The organism is Psychrobacillus lasiicapitis (genome assembly GCF_006861795.1).
Classification (GTDB): Bacteria; Bacillota; Bacilli; order Bacillales_A; family Planococcaceae; genus Psychrobacillus; species Psychrobacillus lasiicapitis.
This window is the reverse complement of sequence record NZ_VDGH01000004.1, coordinates 140,319-163,047: the sequence shown is the minus strand read 5'-3', so window position 1 is coordinate 163,047 and position 22,729 is coordinate 140,319. Positions and strand designations below refer to the sequence as shown.

33 protein-coding genes are annotated in these 22,729 nt (G+C 37.7%); 2 read left to right on the top strand and 31 right to left on the bottom strand.

The features are described from left to right. Positions 1-38: 38 nt before the first annotated feature. The 5 genes from FG382_RS08135 to FG382_RS08115 form a co-directional block, all read right to left on the bottom strand. On the bottom strand, positions 39-317 hold the full coding sequence (locus FG382_RS08135; protein ID WP_142538399.1) for a hypothetical protein: 279 nt from the start codon (positions 315-317) through the stop codon (positions 39-41). Positions 318-497: 180 nt separating this feature from the next. Beyond that, positions 498-830 (bottom strand): YolD-like family protein, encoded by a 333-nt coding sequence (locus FG382_RS08130; RefSeq protein WP_142538398.1) that lies wholly within the window; start codon positions 828-830, stop codon positions 498-500. A gap of 12 nt (positions 831-842) precedes the next feature. Continuing rightward, complete coding sequence (locus FG382_RS08125) at positions 843-2,102, bottom strand: Y-family DNA polymerase (RefSeq protein ID WP_142538397.1); 1,260 nt, start codon at positions 2,100-2,102, stop codon at positions 843-845. Then, the gene (locus FG382_RS08120; protein ID WP_229677364.1) at positions 2,099-2,302 is read right to left on the bottom strand and encodes a LexA family protein; all 204 of its coding nucleotides are present in this window, start codon (positions 2,300-2,302) and stop codon (positions 2,099-2,101) included. The genes FG382_RS08125 and FG382_RS08120 overlap by 4 nt, the downstream gene beginning before the upstream one ends. Beyond that, complete coding sequence (locus FG382_RS08115) at positions 2,302-2,523, bottom strand: transcriptional regulator (RefSeq protein WP_229677365.1); 222 nt, start codon at positions 2,521-2,523, stop codon at positions 2,302-2,304. Before FG382_RS08115 ends, FG382_RS08120 begins: the two co-directional genes overlap by 1 nt. A 138-nt stretch (positions 2,524-2,661) precedes the next feature. On the opposite strand from FG382_RS08115, the gene FG382_RS08110 reads away from it, so the two are divergent. Next, positions 2,662-3,414 (top strand): ATP-dependent DNA ligase, encoded by a 753-nt coding sequence (locus FG382_RS08110; protein WP_229677372.1) that lies wholly within the window; start codon positions 2,662-2,664, stop codon positions 3,412-3,414. Between the two features lie 34 nt (positions 3,415-3,448). Here FG382_RS08110 and FG382_RS08105 read toward each other — a convergent pair whose 3' ends face one another. From FG382_RS08105 to FG382_RS08090, 4 genes are all read right to left on the bottom strand, one after another. Beyond that, positions 3,449-4,213 carry a peptidoglycan recognition protein family protein gene (locus FG382_RS08105; RefSeq protein WP_211356377.1) on the bottom strand — a complete coding sequence of 255 codons (765 nt, stop codon included), beginning with the start codon at positions 4,211-4,213 and terminating at the stop codon, positions 3,449-3,451. A gap of 6 nt (positions 4,214-4,219) precedes the next feature. Continuing rightward, positions 4,220-4,471, bottom strand: a complete 252-nt coding sequence (locus FG382_RS08100) for a phage holin (protein WP_142538393.1) — start codon at positions 4,469-4,471, stop codon at positions 4,220-4,222. After that, positions 4,461-5,015: a phage holin family protein gene (locus FG382_RS08095; protein ID WP_142538392.1), complete on the bottom strand. Its 555-nt coding sequence runs from the start codon at positions 5,013-5,015 to the stop codon at positions 4,461-4,463. Before FG382_RS08095 ends, FG382_RS08100 begins: the two co-directional genes overlap by 11 nt. A gap of 343 nt (positions 5,016-5,358) precedes the next feature. Continuing rightward, positions 5,359-6,345: a tyrosine-type recombinase/integrase gene (locus FG382_RS08090; protein WP_211356376.1), complete on the bottom strand. Its 987-nt coding sequence runs from the start codon at positions 6,343-6,345 to the stop codon at positions 5,359-5,361. 104 nt (positions 6,346-6,449) lie between these two features. Here FG382_RS08090 and FG382_RS08085 point away from each other — a divergent pair, with 104 nt between their 5' ends. Next, positions 6,450-6,665 (top strand): helix-turn-helix domain-containing protein, encoded by a 216-nt coding sequence (locus FG382_RS08085; RefSeq protein ID WP_142538391.1) that lies wholly within the window; start codon positions 6,450-6,452, stop codon positions 6,663-6,665. Between the two features lie 153 nt (positions 6,666-6,818). Here the strand turns inward: FG382_RS08085 and FG382_RS22585 are convergent, their stop codons facing one another. From FG382_RS22585 to FG382_RS07985, 22 genes are all read right to left on the bottom strand, one after another. After that, complete coding sequence (locus FG382_RS22585) at positions 6,819-6,986, bottom strand: hypothetical protein (protein ID WP_170206474.1); 168 nt, start codon at positions 6,984-6,986, stop codon at positions 6,819-6,821. 71 nt (positions 6,987-7,057) lie between these two features. Then, entirely contained in the window at positions 7,058-7,282 is a 225-nt protein-coding gene (locus FG382_RS08080; RefSeq protein WP_142538390.1) for a hypothetical protein, read from the bottom strand. Between the two features lie 113 nt (positions 7,283-7,395). Further along, entirely contained in the window at positions 7,396-9,015 is a 1,620-nt protein-coding gene (locus FG382_RS08075) for an SGNH/GDSL hydrolase family protein (RefSeq protein ID WP_142538389.1), read from the bottom strand. 55 nt (positions 9,016-9,070) lie between these two features. After that, complete coding sequence (locus FG382_RS08070; RefSeq protein ID WP_142538388.1) at positions 9,071-11,428, bottom strand: polysaccharide deacetylase family protein; 2,358 nt, start codon at positions 11,426-11,428, stop codon at positions 9,071-9,073. Between the two features lie 56 nt (positions 11,429-11,484). Then, a complete protein-coding gene (locus FG382_RS08065) occupies positions 11,485-11,640 on the bottom strand; it encodes an XkdX family protein (protein WP_142538387.1) in 156 nt (51 codons plus the stop codon). Then, positions 11,637-11,954, bottom strand: coding sequence for a hypothetical protein (locus FG382_RS08060; protein ID WP_142538386.1), 318 nt, complete (start codon positions 11,952-11,954; stop codon positions 11,637-11,639). Before FG382_RS08060 ends, FG382_RS08065 begins: the two co-directional genes overlap by 4 nt. A gap of 12 nt (positions 11,955-11,966) precedes the next feature. Beyond that, positions 11,967-12,905 carry a hypothetical protein gene (locus FG382_RS08055; RefSeq protein ID WP_142538385.1) on the bottom strand — a complete coding sequence of 313 codons (939 nt, stop codon included), beginning with the start codon at positions 12,903-12,905 and terminating at the stop codon, positions 11,967-11,969. 1 nt (position 12,906) lies between these two features. Continuing rightward, positions 12,907-13,302 (bottom strand): hypothetical protein, encoded by a 396-nt coding sequence (locus FG382_RS08050; protein WP_142538384.1) that lies wholly within the window; start codon positions 13,300-13,302, stop codon positions 12,907-12,909. Beyond that, positions 13,303-14,934, bottom strand: coding sequence for a hypothetical protein (locus FG382_RS08045; protein WP_142538383.1), 1,632 nt, complete (start codon positions 14,932-14,934; stop codon positions 13,303-13,305). It lies immediately after the preceding gene. 9 nt (positions 14,935-14,943) lie between these two features. Continuing rightward, positions 14,944-15,288 (bottom strand): DUF6711 family protein, encoded by a 345-nt coding sequence (locus FG382_RS08040; RefSeq protein ID WP_142538382.1) that lies wholly within the window; start codon positions 15,286-15,288, stop codon positions 14,944-14,946. Between the two features lie 12 nt (positions 15,289-15,300). Then, positions 15,301-18,360 (bottom strand): tape measure protein, encoded by a 3,060-nt coding sequence (locus tag FG382_RS08035; RefSeq protein ID WP_142538381.1) that lies wholly within the window; start codon positions 18,358-18,360, stop codon positions 15,301-15,303. After that, complete coding sequence (locus FG382_RS08030) at positions 18,317-18,676, bottom strand: hypothetical protein (RefSeq protein ID WP_142538380.1); 360 nt, start codon at positions 18,674-18,676, stop codon at positions 18,317-18,319. The genes FG382_RS08035 and FG382_RS08030 overlap by 44 nt, the downstream gene beginning before the upstream one ends. 53 nt (positions 18,677-18,729) lie before the next feature. Beyond that, the gene (locus FG382_RS08025) at positions 18,730-19,077 is read right to left on the bottom strand and encodes a DUF6096 family protein (RefSeq protein ID WP_142538379.1); all 348 of its coding nucleotides are present in this window, start codon (positions 19,075-19,077) and stop codon (positions 18,730-18,732) included. Between the two features lie 53 nt (positions 19,078-19,130). Continuing rightward, the gene (locus tag FG382_RS08020; protein ID WP_425328520.1) at positions 19,131-19,313 is read right to left on the bottom strand and encodes a YqaE/Pmp3 family membrane protein; all 183 of its coding nucleotides are present in this window, start codon (positions 19,311-19,313) and stop codon (positions 19,131-19,133) included. Positions 19,314-19,392: 79 nt separating this feature from the next. Then, the gene (locus tag FG382_RS08015) at positions 19,393-19,818 is read right to left on the bottom strand and encodes a phage tail tube protein (protein WP_142538377.1); all 426 of its coding nucleotides are present in this window, start codon (positions 19,816-19,818) and stop codon (positions 19,393-19,395) included. A gap of 25 nt (positions 19,819-19,843) precedes the next feature. Beyond that, the gene (locus FG382_RS08010; protein ID WP_142538376.1) at positions 19,844-20,047 is read right to left on the bottom strand and encodes an Acb2/Tad1 domain-containing protein; all 204 of its coding nucleotides are present in this window, start codon (positions 20,045-20,047) and stop codon (positions 19,844-19,846) included. Between the two features lie 15 nt (positions 20,048-20,062). After that, the gene (locus tag FG382_RS08005; RefSeq protein WP_142538375.1) at positions 20,063-20,416 is read right to left on the bottom strand and encodes a hypothetical protein; all 354 of its coding nucleotides are present in this window, start codon (positions 20,414-20,416) and stop codon (positions 20,063-20,065) included. Then, the gene (locus FG382_RS08000; protein ID WP_142538374.1) at positions 20,416-20,859 is read right to left on the bottom strand and encodes an HK97-gp10 family putative phage morphogenesis protein; all 444 of its coding nucleotides are present in this window, start codon (positions 20,857-20,859) and stop codon (positions 20,416-20,418) included. The genes FG382_RS08005 and FG382_RS08000 overlap by 1 nt, the downstream gene beginning before the upstream one ends. After that, positions 20,856-21,188: a hypothetical protein gene (locus FG382_RS07995; protein ID WP_142538373.1), complete on the bottom strand. Its 333-nt coding sequence runs from the start codon at positions 21,186-21,188 to the stop codon at positions 20,856-20,858. The genes FG382_RS08000 and FG382_RS07995 overlap by 4 nt, the downstream gene beginning before the upstream one ends. Further along, complete coding sequence (locus tag FG382_RS07990) at positions 21,178-21,492, bottom strand: phage head-tail connector protein (RefSeq protein WP_142538372.1); 315 nt, start codon at positions 21,490-21,492, stop codon at positions 21,178-21,180. Before FG382_RS07990 ends, FG382_RS07995 begins: the two co-directional genes overlap by 11 nt. 25 nt (positions 21,493-21,517) lie before the next feature. Beyond that, positions 21,518-21,691, bottom strand: a complete 174-nt coding sequence (locus tag FG382_RS22580) for a hypothetical protein (protein WP_170206473.1) — start codon at positions 21,689-21,691, stop codon at positions 21,518-21,520. A gap of 18 nt (positions 21,692-21,709) precedes the next feature. After that, the gene (locus FG382_RS07985; RefSeq protein ID WP_142538371.1) at positions 21,710-22,699 is read right to left on the bottom strand and encodes a major capsid protein; all 990 of its coding nucleotides are present in this window, start codon (positions 22,697-22,699) and stop codon (positions 21,710-21,712) included. Between the last annotated feature and the right edge of the window lie 30 nt (positions 22,700-22,729).

Sequence of the window (22,729 nt, the reverse complement as noted above, 5' to 3'; positions counted from 1 at the left end):
TTAGGTTTAATTGTAAATGCATTAGGATAACAGCTGGGCTAATTGCCTGGCTTTTTTAATTGTTCTTTCATTCGTGCCATTTTTTCTGCAGCAGTTTCTACTTTTACTTCTGCATCCGATTCTCCTTTTACTCTTGAAGCTTTTCTTATTTTGGGTTCTTTCACTATTTCAATTCCTTCAGATTTCATTTTTTCTATGAATAGTTTTTTTACTAATCCGCTAAAGTTGCGCTTACCTATAAATTTGTTAATTTGTTCATCTATTGAGTTTTTTCGGTTAAAAGCTACAGGTCTAGAATATCGATTATTTTCTGCCAAAGATGTCACGCTCCTTTTCTATACGATATGAGCGCTATCATCGTTTGATGCATAAAAAATAAAAAAATCCTGTGGGAAATACCCCAACAGGATTGTGAAAAGCTAATAGCGCTTGCTGCTATCTAGCTTATGCGAATCAACTACGAAAAATGCATGTCTGAATAAAATTAAATTTCTCCATTATACCGGAGTAATATCTACAATTTGATTAATCTTAATAGGTTCTTGTGGCGTACTGAAAGGATTAATGTAATAAATCAAGCGATTGTGTGCATCTATTTTGGTGATGGTACCTCGATGAGTATCAAAGACGCCATTATCCCAAACTTTATAATCGGCTTCTGTTTCGGTTTTCAAAAGCCTGCTTAAAATTTCTTGTAACGACTCCAGTTCCTGTTCATCTAGTTCTGGTCGTCTAACCTTCGTTAAATTTTCTCTCCGTCGATGTAACAAACGAACATGTTCCGGTAACATCATACCTTGCCACTTCTTCATTCCTCGGTCTCTAATCATACTATTTCCTCCTTATCCTTTGTGCCCACCAACCATTTTAGATCGTTTTACCGCAGTACCTGCAGGTGTGTATGATACAGCCCTTAATAGTGCTGCAGAACCAAAACGGTTGCGTATGCTATCCATAGCTGCAGCAAGCTTTCGATTTTTCCAGTTATCCTTTTCAAAAAGACTTAGCTGCATCGAGTGTTCATCCTCTAGTTTTGTGATAGAGATGGATATATGACGTACGGGATTCCTATTGTAGTTTTCTTTTAATAAATCTAAGCATACCTTATAAATTTTCATCGTGTCGTTCGTCGCTTCATAAATTGTTCTAGCTCTCTGGAATCCCCCGCCGAATGCGTTTTTGCTATAACCGATACCCAATGTGATCGTCCTTCCGGCTTGATACGCATCTCTCGCTCTTTTCGCTACATCTTCGCACATTTCCAAGATAACTGCTTTCACATCTTCTATTTTGATATAATCGCGCATGAGAATCTGACTTTTGCCGTAACTGATCTGTCCTTCTTCGTATGGTGCTCCTAGCTCAGCTAAATCGATTCCGTGTGCATGATGATAGATCTGATTACCCATTACGCCAAATTTATTCTCAAGTAACTCCAATGGAGTCTTAGCTATCTGCCCTATTGAGGTGATTCCCATGTTATTAAGAGTTTTTTCTACCTGGCGACCTATGCCCCACATTTCTGATAACGGAGTAACAGGCCAAAGTTTGGTTTGAACATCTTCATACGACCATTTTGCGAAGCCAGACTTTTTGGCTTCTAAATCAAGTGCTAATTTTGCCATTAGCATGTTTGGTCCCATTCCTGCAGTTGAATGCAACTGCAAGGAATCTAGTATTTCTTTTTGTATGCGTTGAATTGTATGTTCTGGCGGACCCCACAGTTCATTAGTTCCAGTTAAATCTATGAAACTCTCATCGACTGAGTAGACGTGTATCGCTTCCGGAGGTACATATTTATGAAGTATTTCTGTTACAGCCATCGACATTTTGAGAAAATAGCTCATTTTCGGTTCAAATAATCGAATATCTGGGTGGTCTGGTATCTCAAATAGCCGAGTACCTGTTTTTACCCGAAACCTATTCTTCATAGCTGGACTTGCAGCTAAAACAACAGAACCTTTTTGTTCGAAATTTCCGACAACTGCAATTGGAACTGTCCTAACATCTAGGTCATGCAGGACAGCAATACAAGACGCATAAAAGCTCATCATATCGATACAGGCAATTGAACGATTAGGTAGTGAGCTGTAATCAATCATCGGACTATTTGCAGAGTGCGAGGAGAAGAATTTACAAAATCGATATAACCATTATTACGTAAGTTATCTAGGTGACCATGTACAGTTGATGATGATCTCAGTCCGACAGCTTCAGCTATTTCTCTTATGGACGGAGAATACTTCTTTTCGGCAAGATACTTTTTGATGTACTCATAAATTTGTTTTTGTCGTTTGCTCATCATATTACATCCTTTTCTTTATTAATCACAGGAACGCATGCAAGTACATTGTCGATTAGAAATATTCGCTTTGCTTTTCTTTTGAAGCAATACGCTTGAAATGAATCACCTTGAATCTTTAGGATCTTCACTTTCCTTTTACTCATCTCACCAGTTCTTGAAAGATATATCAATTCCATAAGCTGACCACGACTGAAATACTTCTCTAACAAAATACGCACATTTGTTCCCTCCTTTTCTTACACTTATTATACGAACATTAGTTTGATTTTACAACAAGTAAATATTTCTAATTCATTCGGTGTATTGTAATTTTTTATATTGGAAACAATATAACAGAGGTGAAATCATTGAAAACAGTGAAACCGATGCTTTTAGGTTATCAAGAAAAAGCTAGTTCAGAAGAAGGCTGGATATATGAACCTAAGTTTGACGGTATTCGATTACTAGTGGGGAACAATCATTCATATACAAGGCATGGCACTATTACAACAGATCGTTTTCCAGAACTTAATTTTTCTAAAGATGTTTTGTTGGATGGAGAGTTAATCGGTCCAGGTACGAATGCACAAGAAACATTTGAAGGGGCTATGTCACGCTTTAGGGGAAACATGAATAAACAAATATCCTTTAAGGCCTTCGATATCATCTCTTATAAAAACAAATCGACTACAGAGTACCCGCTTGAAGAACGTAAAGCAGTACTGACTGAAGCGTTGACTATGATAGATTCACCATATATTAATTTAGTGCCATACATATACACAGAAGGTGAAGCTGTATTTAATTTAATGAGCGAGAATAAAATGGAGGGTATTGTAGCGAAACGCTTAGGTACGCCCTATTTAACTGGCAAGCGTTCTGATAATTGGAGGAAGACCATTAATTGGAGCTATCATGATTGCTTAGTATCAAAGATTTCCTTTAAACCTTTAACTGTTCAATTTAGCAGTTTAGATGGAGAGTATATAGGAAGTACTCGAATAGGTTTCACGAGTGAAATTAAAGAAGTATTGTTGAACAAATCACCTCCATTCCATTGTAAAGTAAGGTCGAGAGGATGGACTAGCAAAGGTAAATTACGATTACCCCTAATTGATTCTATAAAATAAAAAAGCCCCACTCGAATATGAGCAGGGCTTAATGTTATATTTCGTTTAATTTAGCTAACATCGCTTTAGAAGGCGTTTCGTATTTAATGTGTTCCGGCATCTTAGTAATCCAGTAACCTCCACCTACATCATACTGGCCACCATGTAAATCTCGATAGCCGTAAACTCGATATTCTTCATCTGGATTCAGCACACGAACCATTTGAAGTTTTCCGTTTGGACCATCTTGCCATAAATTAATCCTTTTGAGTATCGTAATTTTCCCTTTTTGACCAGGCTTTAATTCCGTCTTACCCCACATAATTTTCTCATCTATGGAGGACACACCGGCAACTTTATTAGGAACAACTAACGCTTTCAAACGTTTGCGAACGCTATCCATATTAATGCCTGGACAAGACGTTGCGGTACCACTAAATTCATTATGTCCTAGTACATCTTCCACACCTAATCCGAAGCTTTGCATAGCTAATAGACAACGTTCTTCAAAAGCCCTTTCTTGTGCTTCTGTGAAGCTACCATTTCCAACTAAGCAGATGTTATAGATATCCGTATTGTGATTCGCTATACCATTCGTTGGATAAATAGGATCGTAACAAAGTTGAATGGTACCATCACGCAAAATGATTTCATGATAACCACCTTTCGTCCAACCTTTGCTCTTCCAATAATTCCAAAAGCTAAAGTAATCACCAGAAGCTGAAGCTGAATGATGTCGTGCTATTTTTTTAATCTGATTGATATTACGTTTTGTCTTAGAAGCTGCAGTCTGATTTCTAATGTCTTGTATTTTTGCCACTATCAATCACTCCTTTGGTTTGTCGTATCTCAAAGCTTGTTGACTGTCAGATATACCGTTTGTAGTAGGGTCTGAAACAATCCCTAATAAAATGAGAATAGCCAGCACAGTATTGAATAAATCAGTGACTTGGTCGTTGTATAAAGTTGTGTCTACTCCAAAAAAAGATGCTACCTGTTGTACAAGTAACATCACTAATGCAAATAGAGCGATTATAAATGGTCTGTGTTGGAATCTTACTTTCCAGTTAATTTTCATCTTTTGTTTCCTCCTTATTCTCCGTATCCTTTTTGATTATTTCATGCTGTAAAATCTCGTTTTCTTTAATTAACTTTAACTTGTCTAACCTCTCCATTTCCGGATGTCTCTCTACTCGTTGTTCTTTTCCGGACGGATCTTTGTGAAGCTTTTCTAAAACGTTATAAAGTATTGGGGGTATCGGTAATCCAATCTGTGCAGTATTTTCTAATATAGAGATGCATTCATTCACAATAAAAAAACTAGTTACACCTAAGATGACTAGACCTTTACTGTCTTGACCTGCGTATAGAGCTACATATTCAACAGCACCTGCCATTCCTATTAAAACAAAAATGGCCACTTTTTTAATAACCCCTGACATTCCCACTGTGCTATTCCAACTTTTCGTTAAAAATGACCTCATAACCCCTGTTATCATATCTAACAACATTAAAAAAACGAGCACCACTATGGCCTCGTTTACTACGTTAAGCATATACATCGCAAAGCTTGCTATTAGTGCTCCAATTGATTTAAATCCGGTAATCTGCAAACGCGTCACCTGCTTTCTCTCCTTCCATCATCCTCAGTCCCCCTTTAGATATATGGATAAATAAAAGAACGCCCAGTGGACGTTCTCGCATGAATTATTTGTATTATCACGTTTCTATTTATTGAAATACCTTTTTAACGCCAATTGATACTTCCTTCCAATAACTATTAAGCCTACCATCGTCAGTGCAGTGGTTAAGCCAATTACAAGATATTCATTTACCTCCAATGAATTAACCCCCTCTATTAAACGTGATTACATTAAATCTATTATAAGAATAAAAATGAAAAAGTAGAATAGTTATTTTGGTATTAAAAGAACGACCTTGCGAAGACGCACTTACCTTAAAACACTATGCATATCGCTTGTGAGCTTGCTGTTTTCTTTCCTCTGATACATGTGCATATACTTGTGTAGTAGAAATATTGGAATGTCCTAAGATACTTTGTACCTCTTCTAGATTTGCCCCATTGTCTAGCATGTTCTGAGCCAATGTGTGCCTAAGAACGTGAGGAGTTAACTTCTTTTTCAATTGTGCCCTTTGCTCAATTTTATTCACCTCATCCTGTATGGATTTATTGCCCATTCTCCGATGAGGACGTCTTTTAGTTACGAACACCGCTTCACAATCATCATTACGACTTTTCAGATAGCTATTCAGATGATATAAAGCGGTATAAGTCAAATAAACTTTCCGCTCTTTATTTCCTTTACCGATAACAGTGGTACTCATATCCTGCTTATCGATTCTATCAATATCCATACTCGCTAATTCACTTAGTCTACATCCCGTGGAATAAAACACTTCTAACATAGCTCTCTCACGTTTTGTTTCGCACACTTCGCGGGCTAATTCCAGTTCTTCTACAGATAGCCCCTTTGGTAATCTTTTGCCTTTCTTTGGGTTTTTAATTTTTGCAGTAGGATCCCGAAGAAGTATTTCTTCTTTTACCATCCAGCCGAAAAAACTTCTAAATACGTCTAGCTTTTTTCCCACTGTAGCATTTTTAACGCTTTTTAAAGAAGCTAAATAATTTCTTATATCCGGAGTTTGAATTTGCACTGTTGCTTTAGAAACACTATCTGCAAACAATTTGAGTTCTCTTTCATAGCCAATAAGTGTTACCTCTGCCAAACCTTCTAATCTCTTAGATGATATAAACAGGTTAATCTTATCCTTCATATCATCCTCTAATTCTTTCATTTCTCGATGTTCTATATGATACCTATACAGTACTTCTTCGAGACGTATTGCTAATTTGTCTTGTAAAATCCCAGGGCTAAGAGTCGTGACAATGGTCTGTAAATCACTTTGTAATCTGCTAGCATCATTGTTCATACTAATCTCTCCTTTGATATGTTAAACATATCATACACTAATATGTTTTACATATCAAGCATAATGCGATATATTTAACATATCATAATGGAGGAGGTGTTTGAATGAAGATACGCGTTACTTTACAAGAATTATTAGATGAACGTGACTTGTCTCAACATCAGTTGTCTAAGCTTACCGATATACCACAACCAGCCATCAATTTAATGTGTTTGAATAAAACCGTTCGCTTTCCGTTAGACAGATTAGCTAAAATTTGTGAAGTACTTGAATGTGAAATTACCGATATTTTAAAATTAGAAAAAGAGCCTTCGGAGTGATCCGTTAGCTCTCTTTTTTTACTAATTTACTACTTCGCAGTTTGTTCCAATCGCTTTGAGTTTACACAAACACTGATATATCAACATTTGTAAGCATTTATAAAGAGGAGTATATACAACTGTGCGATAAAAAAGACACCCGATTGAGTGTCTTCATTTCTTACTTTTTCGATATTCTTCTATCATTTTTTCTTCTTCGATGAATTCATCCATTTTGGCTTGAACCCAAGTAGAAAATTTAATCCCCTTTTTAGCAGCAAATCGGTAAAACTCATTAAGTTTTTCTGGATCAACTGTGATATTTACCCTTTCCATAGCCATCGAACAACCCTCCCTTGAGAGTATTGCCAGATAAATATGAATAAATATCAATACTTATTAATAAGTAATGGTTACTCAAAACGTGAACCTGTGCCATAGTCTATCCATTCGATGATTACTTCTATAGGAGTATCGATTGGGAAACGTGCTACTCTGTCACATTTCATTGTTTTCATAAAACTGATTGTCGCATGCGTTTCAGATATCCCCGTTGCCTCTATAATTCGCTGAATAGAATCTCCTGCAACGTAAAATGTATTCTCGAAGTCATTTACAATGTAATACTCATAATCCAAAACAGCCACCTCCATCTAGTGTTTTGACTCATCTTATGAAGGTAACTATTTGTCCTATTCACACTAATGTACATCAATAAATACTAATACACACTATTGCACAGTTTGTTCCTTTAGAGTAGTTCCACCAGAATGTAGTTTGTTTCTAATCTCTTAATGTATTTAGCTACAGGGTTTTGTACTGTCATATCAGTCACTTTACTAGCTCTCGCAGTTGCCGATGCAAATATATAATCTCCTTCATTAAATGTATCAGCACTGTTGTAAACATAAGCTAGCCCTTTAGTAATTATAGGGGAATTTGCACTTGTTGTTTCAGCAGCTACCCCAGTAACTATTCTTGGATTCTCTGCATTAACGCTGTCATGCACTCCTGCACGTATTAATGTAAATCGCCCTTGTTCTACCCCAAGAGCTGTTGGCAAAGTTTCTACTTTACCTATTGCTTTTACAGTTGATTCTTTCCCTGTTATCCATACTTCCGATATATATTTTCTGTTTACAGCATAGTTGTTTCCCTCAGTCACTTGTTGACTAGAAACAATTTTAATTGAGATTTTGTCAGCTATTCCTGTCCATTGTAGCTCAAGTATTTCATATGGAGTATTTGGAATTCTATAAATTAAAGGAGTTTGTTCGTTTATTTTAACAATTATCATCTCAGGTCTTGCTAGAGATGAAGGTGAAGAAGTGGCATCAATTGCAGTCGAAAACCCTAAATTTTTTGGTCTAGTAATTTTACCGCTAAATGCTTCATCCATTACCTTTTTCGCCATTACTTCGTAGAATGATTTAGTCGGATGTATATTATCTACAAACACTCCTGCTTTGGGGTATCCATCATTCGTAATATCATTAGTTACGCTATAATAATCTATTAATACCATATCTGGAGTTATTTTAGATTTACTTAAAAGCCAAGAATTATATTGTTTAATTTTTTCAATACTCGCAGGTGTATTTAACTTATGCGGACTTACGTTGAAAACAATTGGTCTGATACCATTGGATAGAGCACTGTCAATCATATATTCAACGTTATCTATAATAGTTTCAACTGTGACACCTCCAAAAATGTCGTTTATGCCTACAGAAATACTAACAAATCCAGGTTTTTTCTCAAGTGTTTTTGATGGTGTCAACGTTAAGTCTTCTTGTGCCAATACATCCCTATGCCAGCGGTCACGAACTTGTTGGGACGTTTGTCCTCCAATACCATGATTGAAAACACGAATTCCTAACTGTAATTCGAGATGATAAGACAACTGCCCAGGTGTATTTGGTCTATTCAAATCAACAGTTCCGCTTGAGTCACTGTGTAATCTTCCATGTGCCCCAGGATGCCCTTCTGCTGTGCTGTCCCCGATAGCAACGCCAATTGGCATTCCAAAATTCACCCAATTGGCGTTCGAAACTGCTGTTGAATTAGATATATATCCACTAGCTCCAGAACTATTTATAGCGTAATTCCCGTTAACTGCCTTGCTTCCATCGAATATAGTTAAGTGTCCTTCATCACTTATAAATGATAAGTTTAGTCGCTTGTCATCTTGAAAGAGGAATTTCTCTTCTATCTGTAAAGATACATTCCCTAACTGTGTGACAACTTCATTTATGGAGCTTACAATATCTGTCTTATTGGTTGTTTTTAACTCGGATAAATCCCCAATTTTTTCAGATATTTCTTGTAGTTCTAGGTCAATCGAATTTTCATCTATGTTATTTAATGCCACTTAACTTCCTCCTTTAGAATACTTTATTAAGATTGTCCCATTTGATTAAAAAATATTAATAACCACTACCTAAAGAAAACTTTAAAGCGTCTTTTGTATTTATTGGCAATAGAACGTCTCTGCCGAAACTATTAATATATGCTAACGTTTTATCTAGTAGTTTTTGATCAATGTCGTATAAGCCTTTTGCTTCCGAATTGTTAATCCCATGCAACATTATAATGCACCATTTTTTCTGTGTGACTGCTTCATCTATACGAGATTTTAATTGTTCGAAAGTTGTTGTATTGCCTACTGCGATTCTAGAAAATAGGTGATAACGGTCAGCAGGTGGTATGTCATTTTGTAAATTACTAAATACACGCACCCCTTTGTAATATTGTCGAGCAATCGCTTTAACACGGTCATCATATCCAGAATACGGAATTGCTATGGTTTCAACTGATTCGCTTCCTATTGCTGCATTCAATAATCTTTGACTTTCACTAAATTCAAAATGAAGCTCTTCGTCAGTTTTTGTTGTTAAATCCTTATTATGAAAGTGTGAATGGGAAGCGATTTCCACCCCTCTATCAAAGCAATTTTTGGTAATGGATTCCGAAAAGAATGATGGACTATCAAAACGATCTGATATTACATTAAATGTTACTGGTATGCCATGTTTTTCGTGTAACGGTAAAGCAAGGTCATAGTTATTCATACGTCCGTCATCATAAGATAACGTGACCATAGCTTGACCTTTAAAGTCTGCAGAAATTGGGTTATCTATATATCCTACAACAGGGGGTGTTTTACTGACATTTGATGAGTCCTTCAGCTCGGATATTAATCTACTGTTTTGTAGCGATAAGTCTAAGAGATGTTTTAATAATCGTTTATTTTCTGAAACCGCCCCATCGAACCAGCCGCCTTCAAAATATGACATCAATTTATCCATCTCTTCAACCAAAGGCTCGTTTCCTGCGCCAAATGTTTCCGTTAAATTAATCATTATAATGCCATCGAAGTGTGCAGTGTAGGTGCTTGAATTGGCAGAGCCCACTTCTAAATCGATGACCTCGGTGTCTGCATTAACGATTGTGGATAATGTTTGCCATTTATTTAAAAGAGTATTATTAAAACTAAGGTTGTTTGTAATTGAATTTCTAACTCTGAAATATATTGCCCCAGACGTGAAGCTTGTAACGTAAGCACTCGCTTTTGCGTAATATTTATGACCAAGGATGACAGTTACTTTCTGTTGTTCTCGCCTAGATCCACTTGTATTTACTATTTTTAACGAAGACGTGCCTACCAATGCAACTCCACTTTCGGTGCTTGATACACCTCCAGGACCCATGCTTGTCCATCCAGTCTTACCACTTTCAAAACTTCCATTTGTGACAATATTTTTCATGGGTAAATAATTTTCTTTTTCTACTTGTTCTATTCGACTACTCAAGGAACTAAATGTTTTATTTCTGGTAAGCGAAACATGGGAATCAGTGACCTCTATATTTGAGTTTGTAGGGCTTAGCGGAATTACTAAATTGTCTATTCTTAAATTTGTAGCATCAACTACAGTTTTCTCTGCTTTGTTTGTAACCAGACTTTGCACTTCTGACTTCTTCGCTGTATCTGCCAACTGCGTAGTAAGAGTTTGATTAACATTGTTAATTTTATTGTCCAAAACAGCTACATCGGTGCCTGCTAAACGGTCCGCTTCTGCCTTCGCACGGTCACCTTCTGTTTTAGCATAATTCCCATTTTCTTTAAGCTCTTCTGCAACTTCTAATATTTCCTCTTTAGCTTGAGATGTTTCGTTTTTAACTTTTTCGGTGTCTGTTTTTTCATTGGATATTTCTAATAAAGCTTTTGCTTTATCTTCCTCTAATACACGAAGAGCACCACCAACCTCTTCAACCAATACATCTCGAGTTTTAATTGTTTCCTCTGCAGCACCCAATGCGACATTTTCAGCTTGTATTGCACCAATGGTTGCAGTTTGAGCGGCTTCGATAATCACAGGACCGTTTTCCAACACTTGAACAATCAGTGTTTTTTCTTCTGGAAAAGGAGTGTAATTAGAAATAGGGTCTTTTTCTGCAATAAGGTTAAAGTTAAACGTCGAAACTCGTCCGTTTGCCCAATAAAATTGCGCTGTGGCCTGAATGGTTCCACTTACCGCTAATTCTTTCCCACCTAAATTAAACGTTGCCTGATTTTCAAAAACATCACCTTTTAATACAATTACTTGTCGGTCGAGCCTAGTAATAACTAAAGTAATTGTTTGCATGGTTGTTAAAATGAAAGGCTCGCCATCATCGAATACGCGAAGCATAAGAGGAACGTTATCTCCGTAACGTACCTTATGTTCCTTTATTATCGCGTTTTTCTTGAAATCGACATCTATTATGATTGGTTTAACACCCATTGGTTTTATTCAGCTCCTTTAGGTATAAAAATAACGCCTACTAAGTGGCGTTTAATCTAAAAGTCTAATCCTGTGATTAGCTTATATTCTTCTGTTGTTATTTCTCCGAAAGGATTGCTTTCTGTGATAACTGCTACACGTAGTTTTAAAGCTGCAATATCTTTGTCAGGATGAATCCATCCTCTGTCATAAGCAAGTTTCCAAAAATTCATATGCTACCAACACCTTTCATCATCATTAACTCCATCTTAATGGATGTTAATTCCTGTCCTAATGCATCAATGAGCGCATCTTGAGGTTCTACCGTAATTAAATTTGACTTGTCGATAAAATCTTCTGGAATATTATCGCCCATACTCAATTCAGATTGATCTATATCAACAACCATTTCGAATGCCTCAAAATTAATATTTTGGAGTTTCGACAAACCTTCATTAAAAGTAATAGTGTTTTCTTTGCGATTTATATTTATAATGCCGCTAAGAACTCTAGATACTTTTCCTTCAGAGATTATTAATCCTTTCATTTAGATCCCCCTCTAGTTACCGAATATTTGTCCGCCTGAACTAATTTCGTCTCGCACAGTATATCCAGTGATTGTGTTTCCTATCAATTCCAATATAGAGCCCGAGCTAGAAGCGAATGGAATAACGTTTGATCTAACATTTCCAGACAGCCCCCATGTAAATACGTATGAGTTGTTGTTAGCTGACACAACTCGATCAGCATTAACAAAGGAACTATTAGCTACCCTGCCCCAACCAACATTTTGGAATTCAGTAACCGAGTATGCCGATTGTTTGCCTGTCCGATCACAAGTCATATTAACAATTTCTGCTTGTACGCAGTTGGTAAATGTAGATGGTGTTCCAAACCCATCCGTTACAACAGGGGTATCATATCGATGAAATCCTTGAACAAGAATTTTAGCAGTACAATTACTCCAATTAGGTGCATATTCGTTTCCACTAAAATGAAACTCTATAGCCCCACCCAAGTAATACGCTAATTCATGACTTCTATAATCAATTCCATTTGGGCCAGACATATCTACACTAGCACCAACATTTAGTATTCGCTTTCCAAAGTTTATTTTCTTTAAACTTGTAATAGCCTTATGAAATGACTTAAATGCAGTACCACTCGTTAATCCATCATTATTATCATCACCTGTTGCTCGGATAAAATAGGTGACAGTTTCTGTTCTTGCATCGATATCATCTCCGCCAATTGCTTTACCATTTACCGTGATAGGTCCAGTGAAATCGCCGCCTATTTTCGGCATGTATTCCCTGGAAATATCAAATATTCCTTGCTCAATCTTATTCATGTTAGAAGCGGTAATAGGCGTACCGGGTTCAGTTACTTGTCCTTCAGCAGGAATTAAAGTAATAGTGCCATCATCATTATTTTGCACAGTAAAGGTTCTTGGTTTTTCGACCTCTCTATTCTTCCATTCGGTAGGTTCATATGCCATGTTAAATCACTTCCTCTCCACAAATAAAAGCACCACAATAAGGTATTGCTTCTGCATTCCCTTTGTAATACTCGTATAATAATTTAATATTTGTTTCTAACCGTCTTGCATCTGCGTATGAAAATGAATCGTTTGCCTTCCAGTCTAGTTTATTGGATGTCCATCCATCAGGAGTTATCCTTTGCCGCAGCACTTCCTGATTATTTTCTATTCGATTTAGGCTATCTGCAAAATCGATTTGTTTCATATCCCTATTAACAACAAAAGAAAGTGACGGTAATGCAATAAAGTATCCGACCAATTCAGCAACCACTTTCGTGTTATTCTCCACCCGGTTTAAATCATCATAATTATAGTAATCTGTTGAAGACCATGTTAATTTAGGCGTGATCCACATTTAAACACCGCCTTTTGATTCTGTTTTCCCGTTTAAATATCCAGCGAATTCATATTCTTGTTTAGTGATTCGGCTTTGTTTCTCTGCGCCAAACGAATCTTCTATGAAAACGATATCCCCTGGTTCAAGCGATGGATTTTGTCTCCAATTGACTTGGTATAACGCCCGTAAGTTACTTTCTGTTATGATCCATTGGGCAACATCTCTAGCGTGCTCTAGGGAGTTAATTAATGGTATATCCACTTTAAGGCTGGCGCCCTCTTTGACTTCTGGGTTGTGGAATTCGTACTCTAGCTTTGTTGCTCCTTCATAAACAGTCACGATTAATGACTGTAGCAATTTGTCCAACTTAATCTGAGGCTCTTTATATACATTATCGAACGTAATTTTTTTCATATCGAAACCACTATAAACCGTTGGAGTAACCATACCTGTAAACATATCTGCGCCAGCAAAATGAATATAGGAAGTACTTTCATCTAATATTTCAAATGGCTTTATGATTACCGTTCCGCTACGATCCTGATATACAGCACTTTTACTTGCGATACCAATACATTGTAAAGCTTTCCGATACGTTAATTTCTCAGGAAAACCTTCTGTAGGTATGTCCCTTAAAGATTCATCAATGGAATAGAAGATGACTCCTGCACTAATTAAAACATCTTCTGCAAGGTCATAAAAATTATTGAAAGTGGATGCTGGGTTATATTCCTTCTCCAATAATTCAAAAATATTTCGTGCGGTAAACGTCGTTGTAAGAGCTCCTTCATCCGATTGCCAATCTGTTAGAAAATATCCCTTTGCTTGGACATATTCATAGACATTTTCTTCTATTTCAACACCGAAGCTTAGCGAAACCTCTTGGCGCTCCTTCAAAAATCGATAGAATCCTTCTGGGTTCAGTATATTAAATTCTTTACTTGAATTATCGATGGTGAATTTCAGCTCATTTGCAGGTAAGGTATCACCTACGACGTTCATTTGTTCTATCAAATTCACTTTGATGAGTTTGTCACCCTCGTATTCATTTACTACTCCAAAGTCTAATTCAGCTATCCTTGCCCGTCGGTAAGGATTCACCCATTTTCGGACAGTAATGACTATTTTCCGATACCCGTCTAATCCTTGCACCCATATGAAAGACGACTGTTTGTTTCCTGTTATTTTTTCGGATGCTATTAATATATCATCCGCTTGGTAGACATCAATATCGAAATCGGTTGCATATTCATCGGTATTCATATCGAAATATATAGTTAACCCCATAGAGTTTCGTTCTTCCGTGAACGTGAGTGTGAGCGTTTGCGGTACAACAAAAATACCATCTGCACCACAAGTGTCTCCACTCCACCAACCAACCTCATTCGTCGAATCTTCTTCAGGCTTTGGGGGGATTCGAAAACTTCCATCTAACCTGAAATAATTACGCTCAAACGTGGCGTATTTATTGGTTAATCTCCGTACTTTGTTGGTCACCTGTTCTTTACGACTAAGCGGAGCTTCAGAGTTGGATGACACTTCTGCATCTTCATATGCGTCATTATCTAATATTTCAAAGTTAATTTTTGCGGTTGTTTTCCGGATAGGGGCATAAACTGCTTCTTTAAATTCTTTACTTGTTTCAATCAATTCGTCCGCCTACCTTTCAACAATGTTAAATTTACAATCCTTCCAACGAATCTGGCCGTTTATATAGTCAAGGGCACCAACGTTTCTGTCACCGGCATAGAATGTACCTAATTGCCTTGAATTCGTTTGAGGGTCCAAATATTCGACTTTAAAGAAAACAGGACTTACTGCATTTAAAACGCTTTGTAAGTCCTGTTTTGATAAATGTTTCCAAGCAAGCTCTATTTTACGCTTAGTAGCGATTCGTTCTATAATCATACTGCCCCTAGCATTCCGTTCTGCTTTCGATATATCTTGAATACCTACTGAATAATCGGAAGGAGTAGGAATCTCCTTGCCGTCAATTTTAATCATGATTCCCACTCCTTACAGTGTTTGAATTATTGCAGATCCTAAACGGTTATTTTCACGATCTGTAAATGGTTTAATCAATCTAGCGAATGTCGTTCCATCTATTTGAATCACTAAATCCCTGCCGTCATTACCAGATGATTGAGGACTGGTCATCTGCATAGCTGCCATAACTGCAGTACCTAAAGCACTCGCTAATTTGTCCACAAAAGGCGTGTTTTCAAGAGGAACAATCATCTCAGCTCCAGCTTCCCCTGCAATGTAGTTGCCGAAGTTCGTTGCTCCATCTACAATTCCTCCACGAGCCAGTTTAGGTATCCTCGGAACAGATATAGATGAGAAACCAATGTTTATACCAGGGATTTTATTAGCAAGCTTTACAGCACCATTTATCAGGTTATTTAAGGTGTCGATAATTGTTCGAACGGCTGAATTTATGATATCAATCGTTATATTTAGAGCGCCTTTGAAAATTCCGGAAAGCATGTCGACAATTCCTTTAAATACATCTTTTATTCCAGACCATGCCCGTTTCCAGTCTCCAGTAAAAACACCAGCTATAAAATCTATTAATCCGCCTAAAATTTTTAGTAAACCCTTAATCAAATCGGCAATTGCCCCAATCGCAGTACCGGCTATATCAGCAATAAAAGTAAAAGTACGAGAGAAGGACGGTCCTAATTTTTCGACTAAATAATTTACTAAAGGAAGGATAAACTTATTCAAGATTTCTAACGCAGCGTTCACTAGTTTCATAACGAAATCGCCTATTTCCTTAATCAAACCTTTTAAATGCTTGTCCCATAAGGACGTTAGCATTTCTAAAAACGGTTGTATGATTGGCTTCAAAACTTTATCCCAAAGTTGTTGGAATAGGTCCTTGATGTTTTTTAGTAAATCCGAAAGATTTTTCAATAAATCCTTACCATGCTTATCCCATAAATCCATGACAATTTTAAGGGTATCGGTAACTATTTTCTTAATTAAATCAAATAACGGTTTGATTAACGTACTATAAATATCATTCATTAGTTTAGCTAGCCATTCAAATGCGCTTGCTGTTTCCTTAAAAGCAAATACGAGTACATCTGTAAATATCGGCACTAATGTCTCAATGATAGATTTAGCAATAGGAATGACGAAATCATTCAGGATATAGTCGATAAACGGCTTAATCGTACCATTTAATAGCGATTGTAACGCTCCACCTATTCTAGGGACCATATCCATAAAAGCATTCTTTATTTTTTCTAGAGCTGGAAGAAGAACAGCTGTCGTAAGGTTGTTTAACGTATCTGCAACATTCTTAAATGTTTTAGATACTAATTGCAATGCAAATACCACTACATCTGTAAGAATTGGCACAAATACACGATTAAGTTGATTTGCAATAGGTAGTAAAAAACTATTTAGTATATACTCAGTCAAAGGTTTTATGGTTCCATCTAGTAAACTTTGTAACGAGTTGGCGATGGACGAACTTGCATCCAACCAAGCATTTTTCACTTTTTCTAATGACGGTAACCATATATCATTCCACAGACCTATAATCAGATCCGTTGCAAGTTGAGCATGTCGGGACATTAAATCAAAGCCCCAAACTAAAGCGTCGGCAATTACTGGGGCGAAGTCTTTTACGAAACCAACAACTAAAGATGGTATAAAATCTAGCAAAATATAAGTTGCAGCAGGTTTTATAAATTCATCAACAAGTTGAAAGATTGTTCCGCCAAGTTTTAAAAGAGATAACATAATAGGCTCTACTGCATCTCGAAATGGTTGGAGTGCAGGACCTAGTCCACTAAAAGCTTCAGCGAACATAGTGCCTACACTTTTAGCCCCTTCACGTAAATCTTTAAAAGATTTTTTAATTTTATCGACCATTTCTTGAATGTGAGCAGGAATCGTTTCTGTATCGATTTCAGGCATAGCGAAATCATCAATTCCCATATCGCCTAATCCGATTCCTCCACTGCCACCACTTCCGCCAGATCCTCCACCACTGCCCGAGTCACCGCTACTACTTTTAGAAGGTTCGGTTAGCGAATTGATTTCATCAAACCCGGCAACAGATCGTTTAGCTTCTTCTGCTGCTTTCTTTACCCTTTTCCCTGACTTCTCTGCTTTCTTTCCTGCGTTTTCAGCTGCAGTACCGAACGAGTCTTGAGCCGCTACTCCACCGCCACCTATGACCGCATTAGATTGCTTAGAGGATTTTGAAACTCCAAAAAATGCCTGCATGAAATACCTAAAGTAGGCAGTGACTCTCACTAGCCAGTTTGCTAGTCTCTGAAGTATTGGAATAACAATATTGGCTATCGGCATAAACGCATCGCCAATGTTTGTTTGAACATCGCCCATCGTCTTACTTAATAGCGACATCCTCCCTGCAAATGTATCAGCGTACCTAGCTGCATCCCCTACCTGGAATTTGGTTTCCTCCATAATGCCGTTAACTTCTGCTTGGATCTTTTGTTGCTGAGTTAGGTTATTGGCCGTAGTGCCAATTGATGCAGCGTAATCATCCCACATCTTCGCGACGTTCTTTGTGACGCCTGCATTATCTACTAAGATTGAGTTTTCATTTTTCAAACCTTCAGTAGCTGAAGTAACCGCATCACCTAACGAATAGGAGGCCTGACGTCCAAATGCCGCCGCATCTTTCAATCTTTCCATTGTTTGTACAATTTGTTCATCATTATAGCCACGAGCCGCTAAATTTTTGTAAGCTGTAACAGCGTTAGTTACTGGCACAAGTCCATCTGCTATATAGTCATTAATAAAACCTTTTGCCTTTGCGAATGATCGTCCTTGACCTTCTACAATACTTTGCAATCCCAGAAATGCGCTTTCTAGTTGACTGGATGCCATTATTGCATCTTTTACATACTTACCAATACCAAGAGTAGCAAGTGCTGCTGCTACTCCCGCAAAGGCTTTTTTCATTACATCCGTCGAACCTTTTACAGCCTTATCTAGACCACTCATTTCGTTTTTAACGTTGTTGAGTTCTCTTCTTAGGCCGGATGTTTCAGTTGTTATCAGTATTTGCAGTTCTTCTAGCGTCATTGCCACGACTTTCACCTCGCTTCCGCTTCTCTGCTGCATAGGCATCGATTCGCGCTTTCATGACTTGCCATTTCTGTTGTTTGATTCGTTGTTGTTCCGCTTGTTTTTCGAGTTTCGGGAAGATACCCGGGAAAGCTTCATGCAGTTCCTTTTGCGCCTGTTTGCTACCGAACTGAATACCTATCAAGTGAGAAAGTAGGTTAGCTTGGTGATATGAAATAACCGCTTGCGTTTGTAAGTCAGTTTCTTTCCTCTTTTGGTACGCTTTGATAGATGTGTAGATTTCTGCATACGTCATATCCCAAAAAGAAACTGCATCCACACCACATTCACATGCGATCGGATACAGCTTCTCGAATAGCTCTGTTAAGTTGTTTATTGGTTCTCCGGAGTCACTTCCTCCGTCTTCGCCCCGGGGAAAAAACCGCTAACCTTAAATACTTCAATCATAACTGGCATTAAATCCGTATAGGATTTACCTTCCTCTACGTAGTCATCGTATAGCTTTAACACATCTTCGAATTTTGTTGAGTGGTGAAACTTTTGCATAGCTGCATGTAGAATAAGTAATACACTACTAATTGAAGGCATTTCTCCGCCTTCTATCCCCATCAGAATAGACAAAGGATTTCTTCCTCCTAGTTTTTTTTCTAAATCTATGATTGCCGCTGCACCCATTTTAAGCTTGAACTCTTTATCTCCTACTTTAAACGTTGTATACACGTGTTTTCCTCCCAATATAAAAAGCACCCTCGATTGAGAGTGCTTCTAATGTTTTATTTACTTTGTTGAATTGCCCTAATTAATTTATCATTTCGCTTATCTGCATTGTATTGATTTACTACTAAGATCGCGTGAATCAAACCCGGAAAATAAACAAGTAGTGTTAATATGCAACTTAGAATAAATTGACCTGGCTTTTTACACGACAAAACAGCTAATGGTGGTAGAATACACAATAAATAACGCAAAAGGATTACCTCCGAATTTATATTTATGTGAAAATTCTACCACATTTCGAAAGTTAAACCAATTACTTTAAGCCACTGTAGGATTTGTCACTTCAATATCGCTTTGTAGCGACATCGATGCAGTGAACGTCATCGCCGCATTAACAGCTGCAGCATCCATTTTTACGTTTACATAAGCATCGAATTCGTGACCTGTACCATCTGGATACTCAACTCTAAATGTTGCTACTTTTCCAGATTCCTGAAGCCCTCGTAGTAATCTATAGTTACTATTTGTGGTTTCGTTATCATATAGAAACTTAAAAGCAAGGTCCCCTAAATCTTTAATACCTGGAATAAATTGCTTAACTGGGCTAGATAAGGTAGTTACTTCTACTTTTTCTGGATCTCCCCCTAATTCAGGAACCTCCATTAGATGCTCAAGTTCCGTAAAGGTAGAACCGCCATCTGCCTTATAGCTTAATGTCGTGTCTTTTGTTAATAATCCTGCCATTCGTATTCACTCCTTTTAATCAATATTAGTTACGTGCAATTGAAGCATTTGCCCACATTACCGCAGTTTCTAAATTAGTAATAGCAACTGATTTTTCACGACTGTTTGGGCACTCTTGTTCAATTAGATAAGCGAGCTCTTTAGCTTTTTCGCGAATAGCCGTATATTTTTCGGGTTGACCTTCTTTTGGTGAATGGTATTTAAAATTGTTTTCAATTTGTGGATTCACTATTAACTCTCTCCTTTATTGATGAACCATTTTGGTTCGTTTATCTACTACGCCACGATAGCGCATTGTTTTTCTTTTCATACCACTAGGGTCATTTAAATCTGTTGCAAATTGACGGAGAAAACCAATACTGGTCATTTTCTCGTCTACTTGTTGAGCAAATGATCCCGTAGACTTTGTGTGCCATATATCAATCAATATGATGATCTCTGACTGAACCTCATTACTCATATTGCGGTAATTAGCGTTGTCAGCTTCCTTAAAAGTGATGTGCGGTGTTTGGGATGGACTTGCGGGAAATTGATCGGAAACATTTACACCTGGTATGTCCTTTAACAATGCATTGATTTCTGGTTTCACATCATACATTAATTACCACCAAGCTTTCTGATTTCCTTTTTCAACTCATCTTTTACGATTGCTTTAACTCTTTCTTTATTTTGATTTAGAGCTGGATATAAATAAGGTTGTGCATCCATGCCCGCCCAATCTTGCCTGTAGTTTAAATTCTCAGGTGATTTAGGAGGCGAAGGAGATCCTTCACCTCGTTGTCCTGTTCCGAATTCAACATAAGCTGCGTACTCCACGTTGGTTGAGACTTTACCAGTAATATCTCCGTTCTTTTCTGTTACCTTAGCTTGAATACTTCCGCGGAGAAGACCTCCATCAATCTCTGCGACTGGTGCAAGCTCTTTCGCATCTCCTTGAACCAACATCGTTCCCTTTCTAATACCAGTCTTAAGGGCCTTCTGGCTATTCCCACCAAGCGCATCCAGTTTGCGTATAAGACTGTTCAATCCTTTAATAGTCATGGTCGAATCGCCTCCAGACTCACAACGGAATGAGAACTCCACGGAGGTGAAGCAACAACTTTATAATCTGGATTCTGATCAGGGGCAACGTAAACGCAAACGCCATCAGTTTCCTTCAAATCCGTTCCGGACTCAACATAAGCTGACAACATATAAGCTAAACGTTCTCCGTACATTTCGGCCATTAACCTACCTCCTGCAGGTTGAATATTGGCTTGTATAATATGCCCTTCCTCTTCCCAATCCTCGTAAGTAGTTCCGTCCGAATCTTCCTTTGGAATGCGCCCTTTGACTGTATAAGGTTTTAAATCCCGTTGTCTAAGTCGCATAACGTGCCGCCTTTAGCAAACGATGCTGTACGATGGTCTTTTGTATAGAAGGCGATAAATCTTCGAATGAACGACTGATACCGCCCTCTGAATGACTCGTTTGTCCTTCAATACCTTGCATGTTATAGCTAATTATCGCTAATTGCCTTTGCGTGGATTCCAAACTTACTGGAAGAGTAGTTCTATTTGTCTCCGTTAAAAGGAAGTCTTTTGCTTCTTCTAACAACAATTCCAACAAGTCATCTTGATCAATAGTTTTTATTCCTAAACGGATTCTTAACTTTTCTAATTGAGATTGCGCCATAATGTCATCTCCTAAAAAAGAGCGACTATTTGTCGCCCTCTTGTTTTTGACCAGTGGATCTCTTACTTCCCTTTTCGATTTTTTGGATTACTTCAAGCTCAACTAATCGTTTTGCTTCATCCGTATTTAGTTCAACTTCTCCAGAAGTTAAAACAATCCCATTCTGCAAAAGGGGTTTCACGATTGAATATTTATCCATACTAGTGAACTTCCTTTCTTAAACCGTCAAGCGGTAGATTTGAGATGGTTGCTTAACTCCAACAAACGCAGATTCCCCAACATAAATTTCTTCTTGTGGTGGTGGACCCATATCTACTTTAGGGACAACATAGATACCTGGGTTGAAGTCTTTTTCTACAGTTGGTCCTTGAACCGTAACGATTGGTTGTGCACCAAGTAAAGCAACAGTTCTAACAGGTAACAGTCTTGATGCTGCAGCACCATCCAAAGAAATTTGATCGTCATTCACGCGGATTTGTACGGGAGCATCTGCTATTTGAACCAATAGGCTCTCGATTTGAGCTCGTGTTGGAATCATGGCACTGTTTACTCCATAGATCGCCCCTCGGACCTGTTCATTCAGAGTAATGTCTAAAAGTACGCTTCCTGAAATATCAATATATGTCGGTGCCATGCCTCCATTAGCATCTTTGAAAGCTTGGATAGCCGCTCGAATATCATCTAATGGATTTGAGGTAGCTTTATTGCTCCATGGTGTTACTGGGGTAACGATTTCAGGTAAGCCGAAATCCACGTTAATCTTAACGTCGTTGGATTGGTAGGCAATGACACCAACATAAGCCGCTTGAGCTCGAATCCACTCTTCTGTGTCATTTACACCTTCAATCAAACGATCTGTTAAATCATAAATTCGTTGAATAGCGCGTTCACGTTCTTCATTCACTCGCGGATTCGTAAACTTTAATTGTTCGCGTTCATCAATGCGAACACCGTGTTGAATCTTTGCGATCTCTTGCGTAAGTGTTTTTAATCCTTGTTTATCACGTAATGGTGCTCCTGCATTCCATCCTGTGATAGCTGCGCTTGGTGCATACGATTGAGTAAATACGTCATAATCAAAAGTAAGGTCATACGTCGTATCAAACTCACTAATAGCTTTCAATAAGTATTGCTTAGGTAAAACTCGATTCTCTACATAACCTAAAAATGTATCTCGTTTAAATTGATCTAATGAAAGAATTCCCATTCTCTAATCACCTATCCTTTTTCTCTTCTT

Coding starts and splice junctions, on each gene's coding strand:
- FG382_RS08130 (WP_142538398.1), bottom strand. CDS start 830: ATGATTAGAGACCGAGGAATGAAGAAGTGGCAAGGTATGATGTTACCG.
- FG382_RS08125 (WP_142538397.1), bottom strand. CDS start 2,102: ATGATTGATTACAGCTCACTACCTAATCGTTCAATTGCCTGTATCGAT.
- FG382_RS08120 (WP_229677364.1), bottom strand. CDS start 2,302: ATGAGCAAACGACAAAAACAAATTTATGAGTACATCAAAAAGTATCTT.
- FG382_RS08100 (WP_142538393.1), bottom strand. CDS start 4,471: ATGAAAATTAACTGGAAAGTAAGATTCCAACACAGACCATTTATAATC.
- FG382_RS08090 (WP_211356376.1), bottom strand. CDS start 6,345: ATGAACAATGATGCTAGCAGATTACAAAGTGATTTACAGACCATTGTC.
- FG382_RS08085 (WP_142538391.1), top strand. CDS start 6,450: ATGAAGATACGCGTTACTTTACAAGAATTATTAGATGAACGTGACTTG.
- FG382_RS22585 (WP_170206474.1), bottom strand. CDS start 6,986: ATGGCTATGGAAAGGGTAAATATCACAGTTGATCCAGAAAAACTTAAT.
- FG382_RS08070 (WP_142538388.1), bottom strand. CDS start 11,428: ATGGGTGTTAAACCAATCATAATAGATGTCGATTTCAAGAAAAACGCG.
- FG382_RS08065 (WP_142538387.1), bottom strand. CDS start 11,640: ATGAATTTTTGGAAACTTGCTTATGACAGAGGATGGATTCATCCTGAC.
- FG382_RS08060 (WP_142538386.1), bottom strand. CDS start 11,954: ATGAAAGGATTAATAATCTCTGAAGGAAAAGTATCTAGAGTTCTTAGC.
- FG382_RS08055 (WP_142538385.1), bottom strand. CDS start 12,905: ATGGCATATGAACCTACCGAATGGAAGAATAGAGAGGTCGAAAAACCA.
- FG382_RS08050 (WP_142538384.1), bottom strand. CDS start 13,302: ATGTGGATCACGCCTAAATTAACATGGTCTTCAACAGATTACTATAAT.
- FG382_RS08040 (WP_142538382.1), bottom strand. CDS start 15,288: ATGATTAAAATTGACGGCAAGGAGATTCCTACTCCTTCCGATTATTCA.
- FG382_RS08015 (WP_142538377.1), bottom strand. CDS start 19,818: ATGGCAGGATTATTAACAAAAGACACGACATTAAGCTATAAGGCAGAT.
- FG382_RS08005 (WP_142538375.1), bottom strand. CDS start 20,416: ATGTATGATGTGAAACCAGAAATCAATGCATTGTTAAAGGACATACCA.
- FG382_RS08000 (WP_142538374.1), bottom strand. CDS start 20,859: ATGACTATTAAAGGATTGAACAGTCTTATACGCAAACTGGATGCGCTT.
- FG382_RS07995 (WP_142538373.1), bottom strand. CDS start 21,188: ATGCGACTTAGACAACGGGATTTAAAACCTTATACAGTCAAAGGGCGC.
- FG382_RS07990 (WP_142538372.1), bottom strand. CDS start 21,492: ATGGCGCAATCTCAATTAGAAAAGTTAAGAATCCGTTTAGGAATAAAA.
- FG382_RS22580 (WP_170206473.1), bottom strand. CDS start 21,691: ATGGATAAATATTCAATCGTGAAACCCCTTTTGCAGAATGGGATTGTT.
- FG382_RS07985 (WP_142538371.1), bottom strand. CDS start 22,699: ATGGGAATTCTTTCATTAGATCAATTTAAACGAGATACATTTTTAGGT.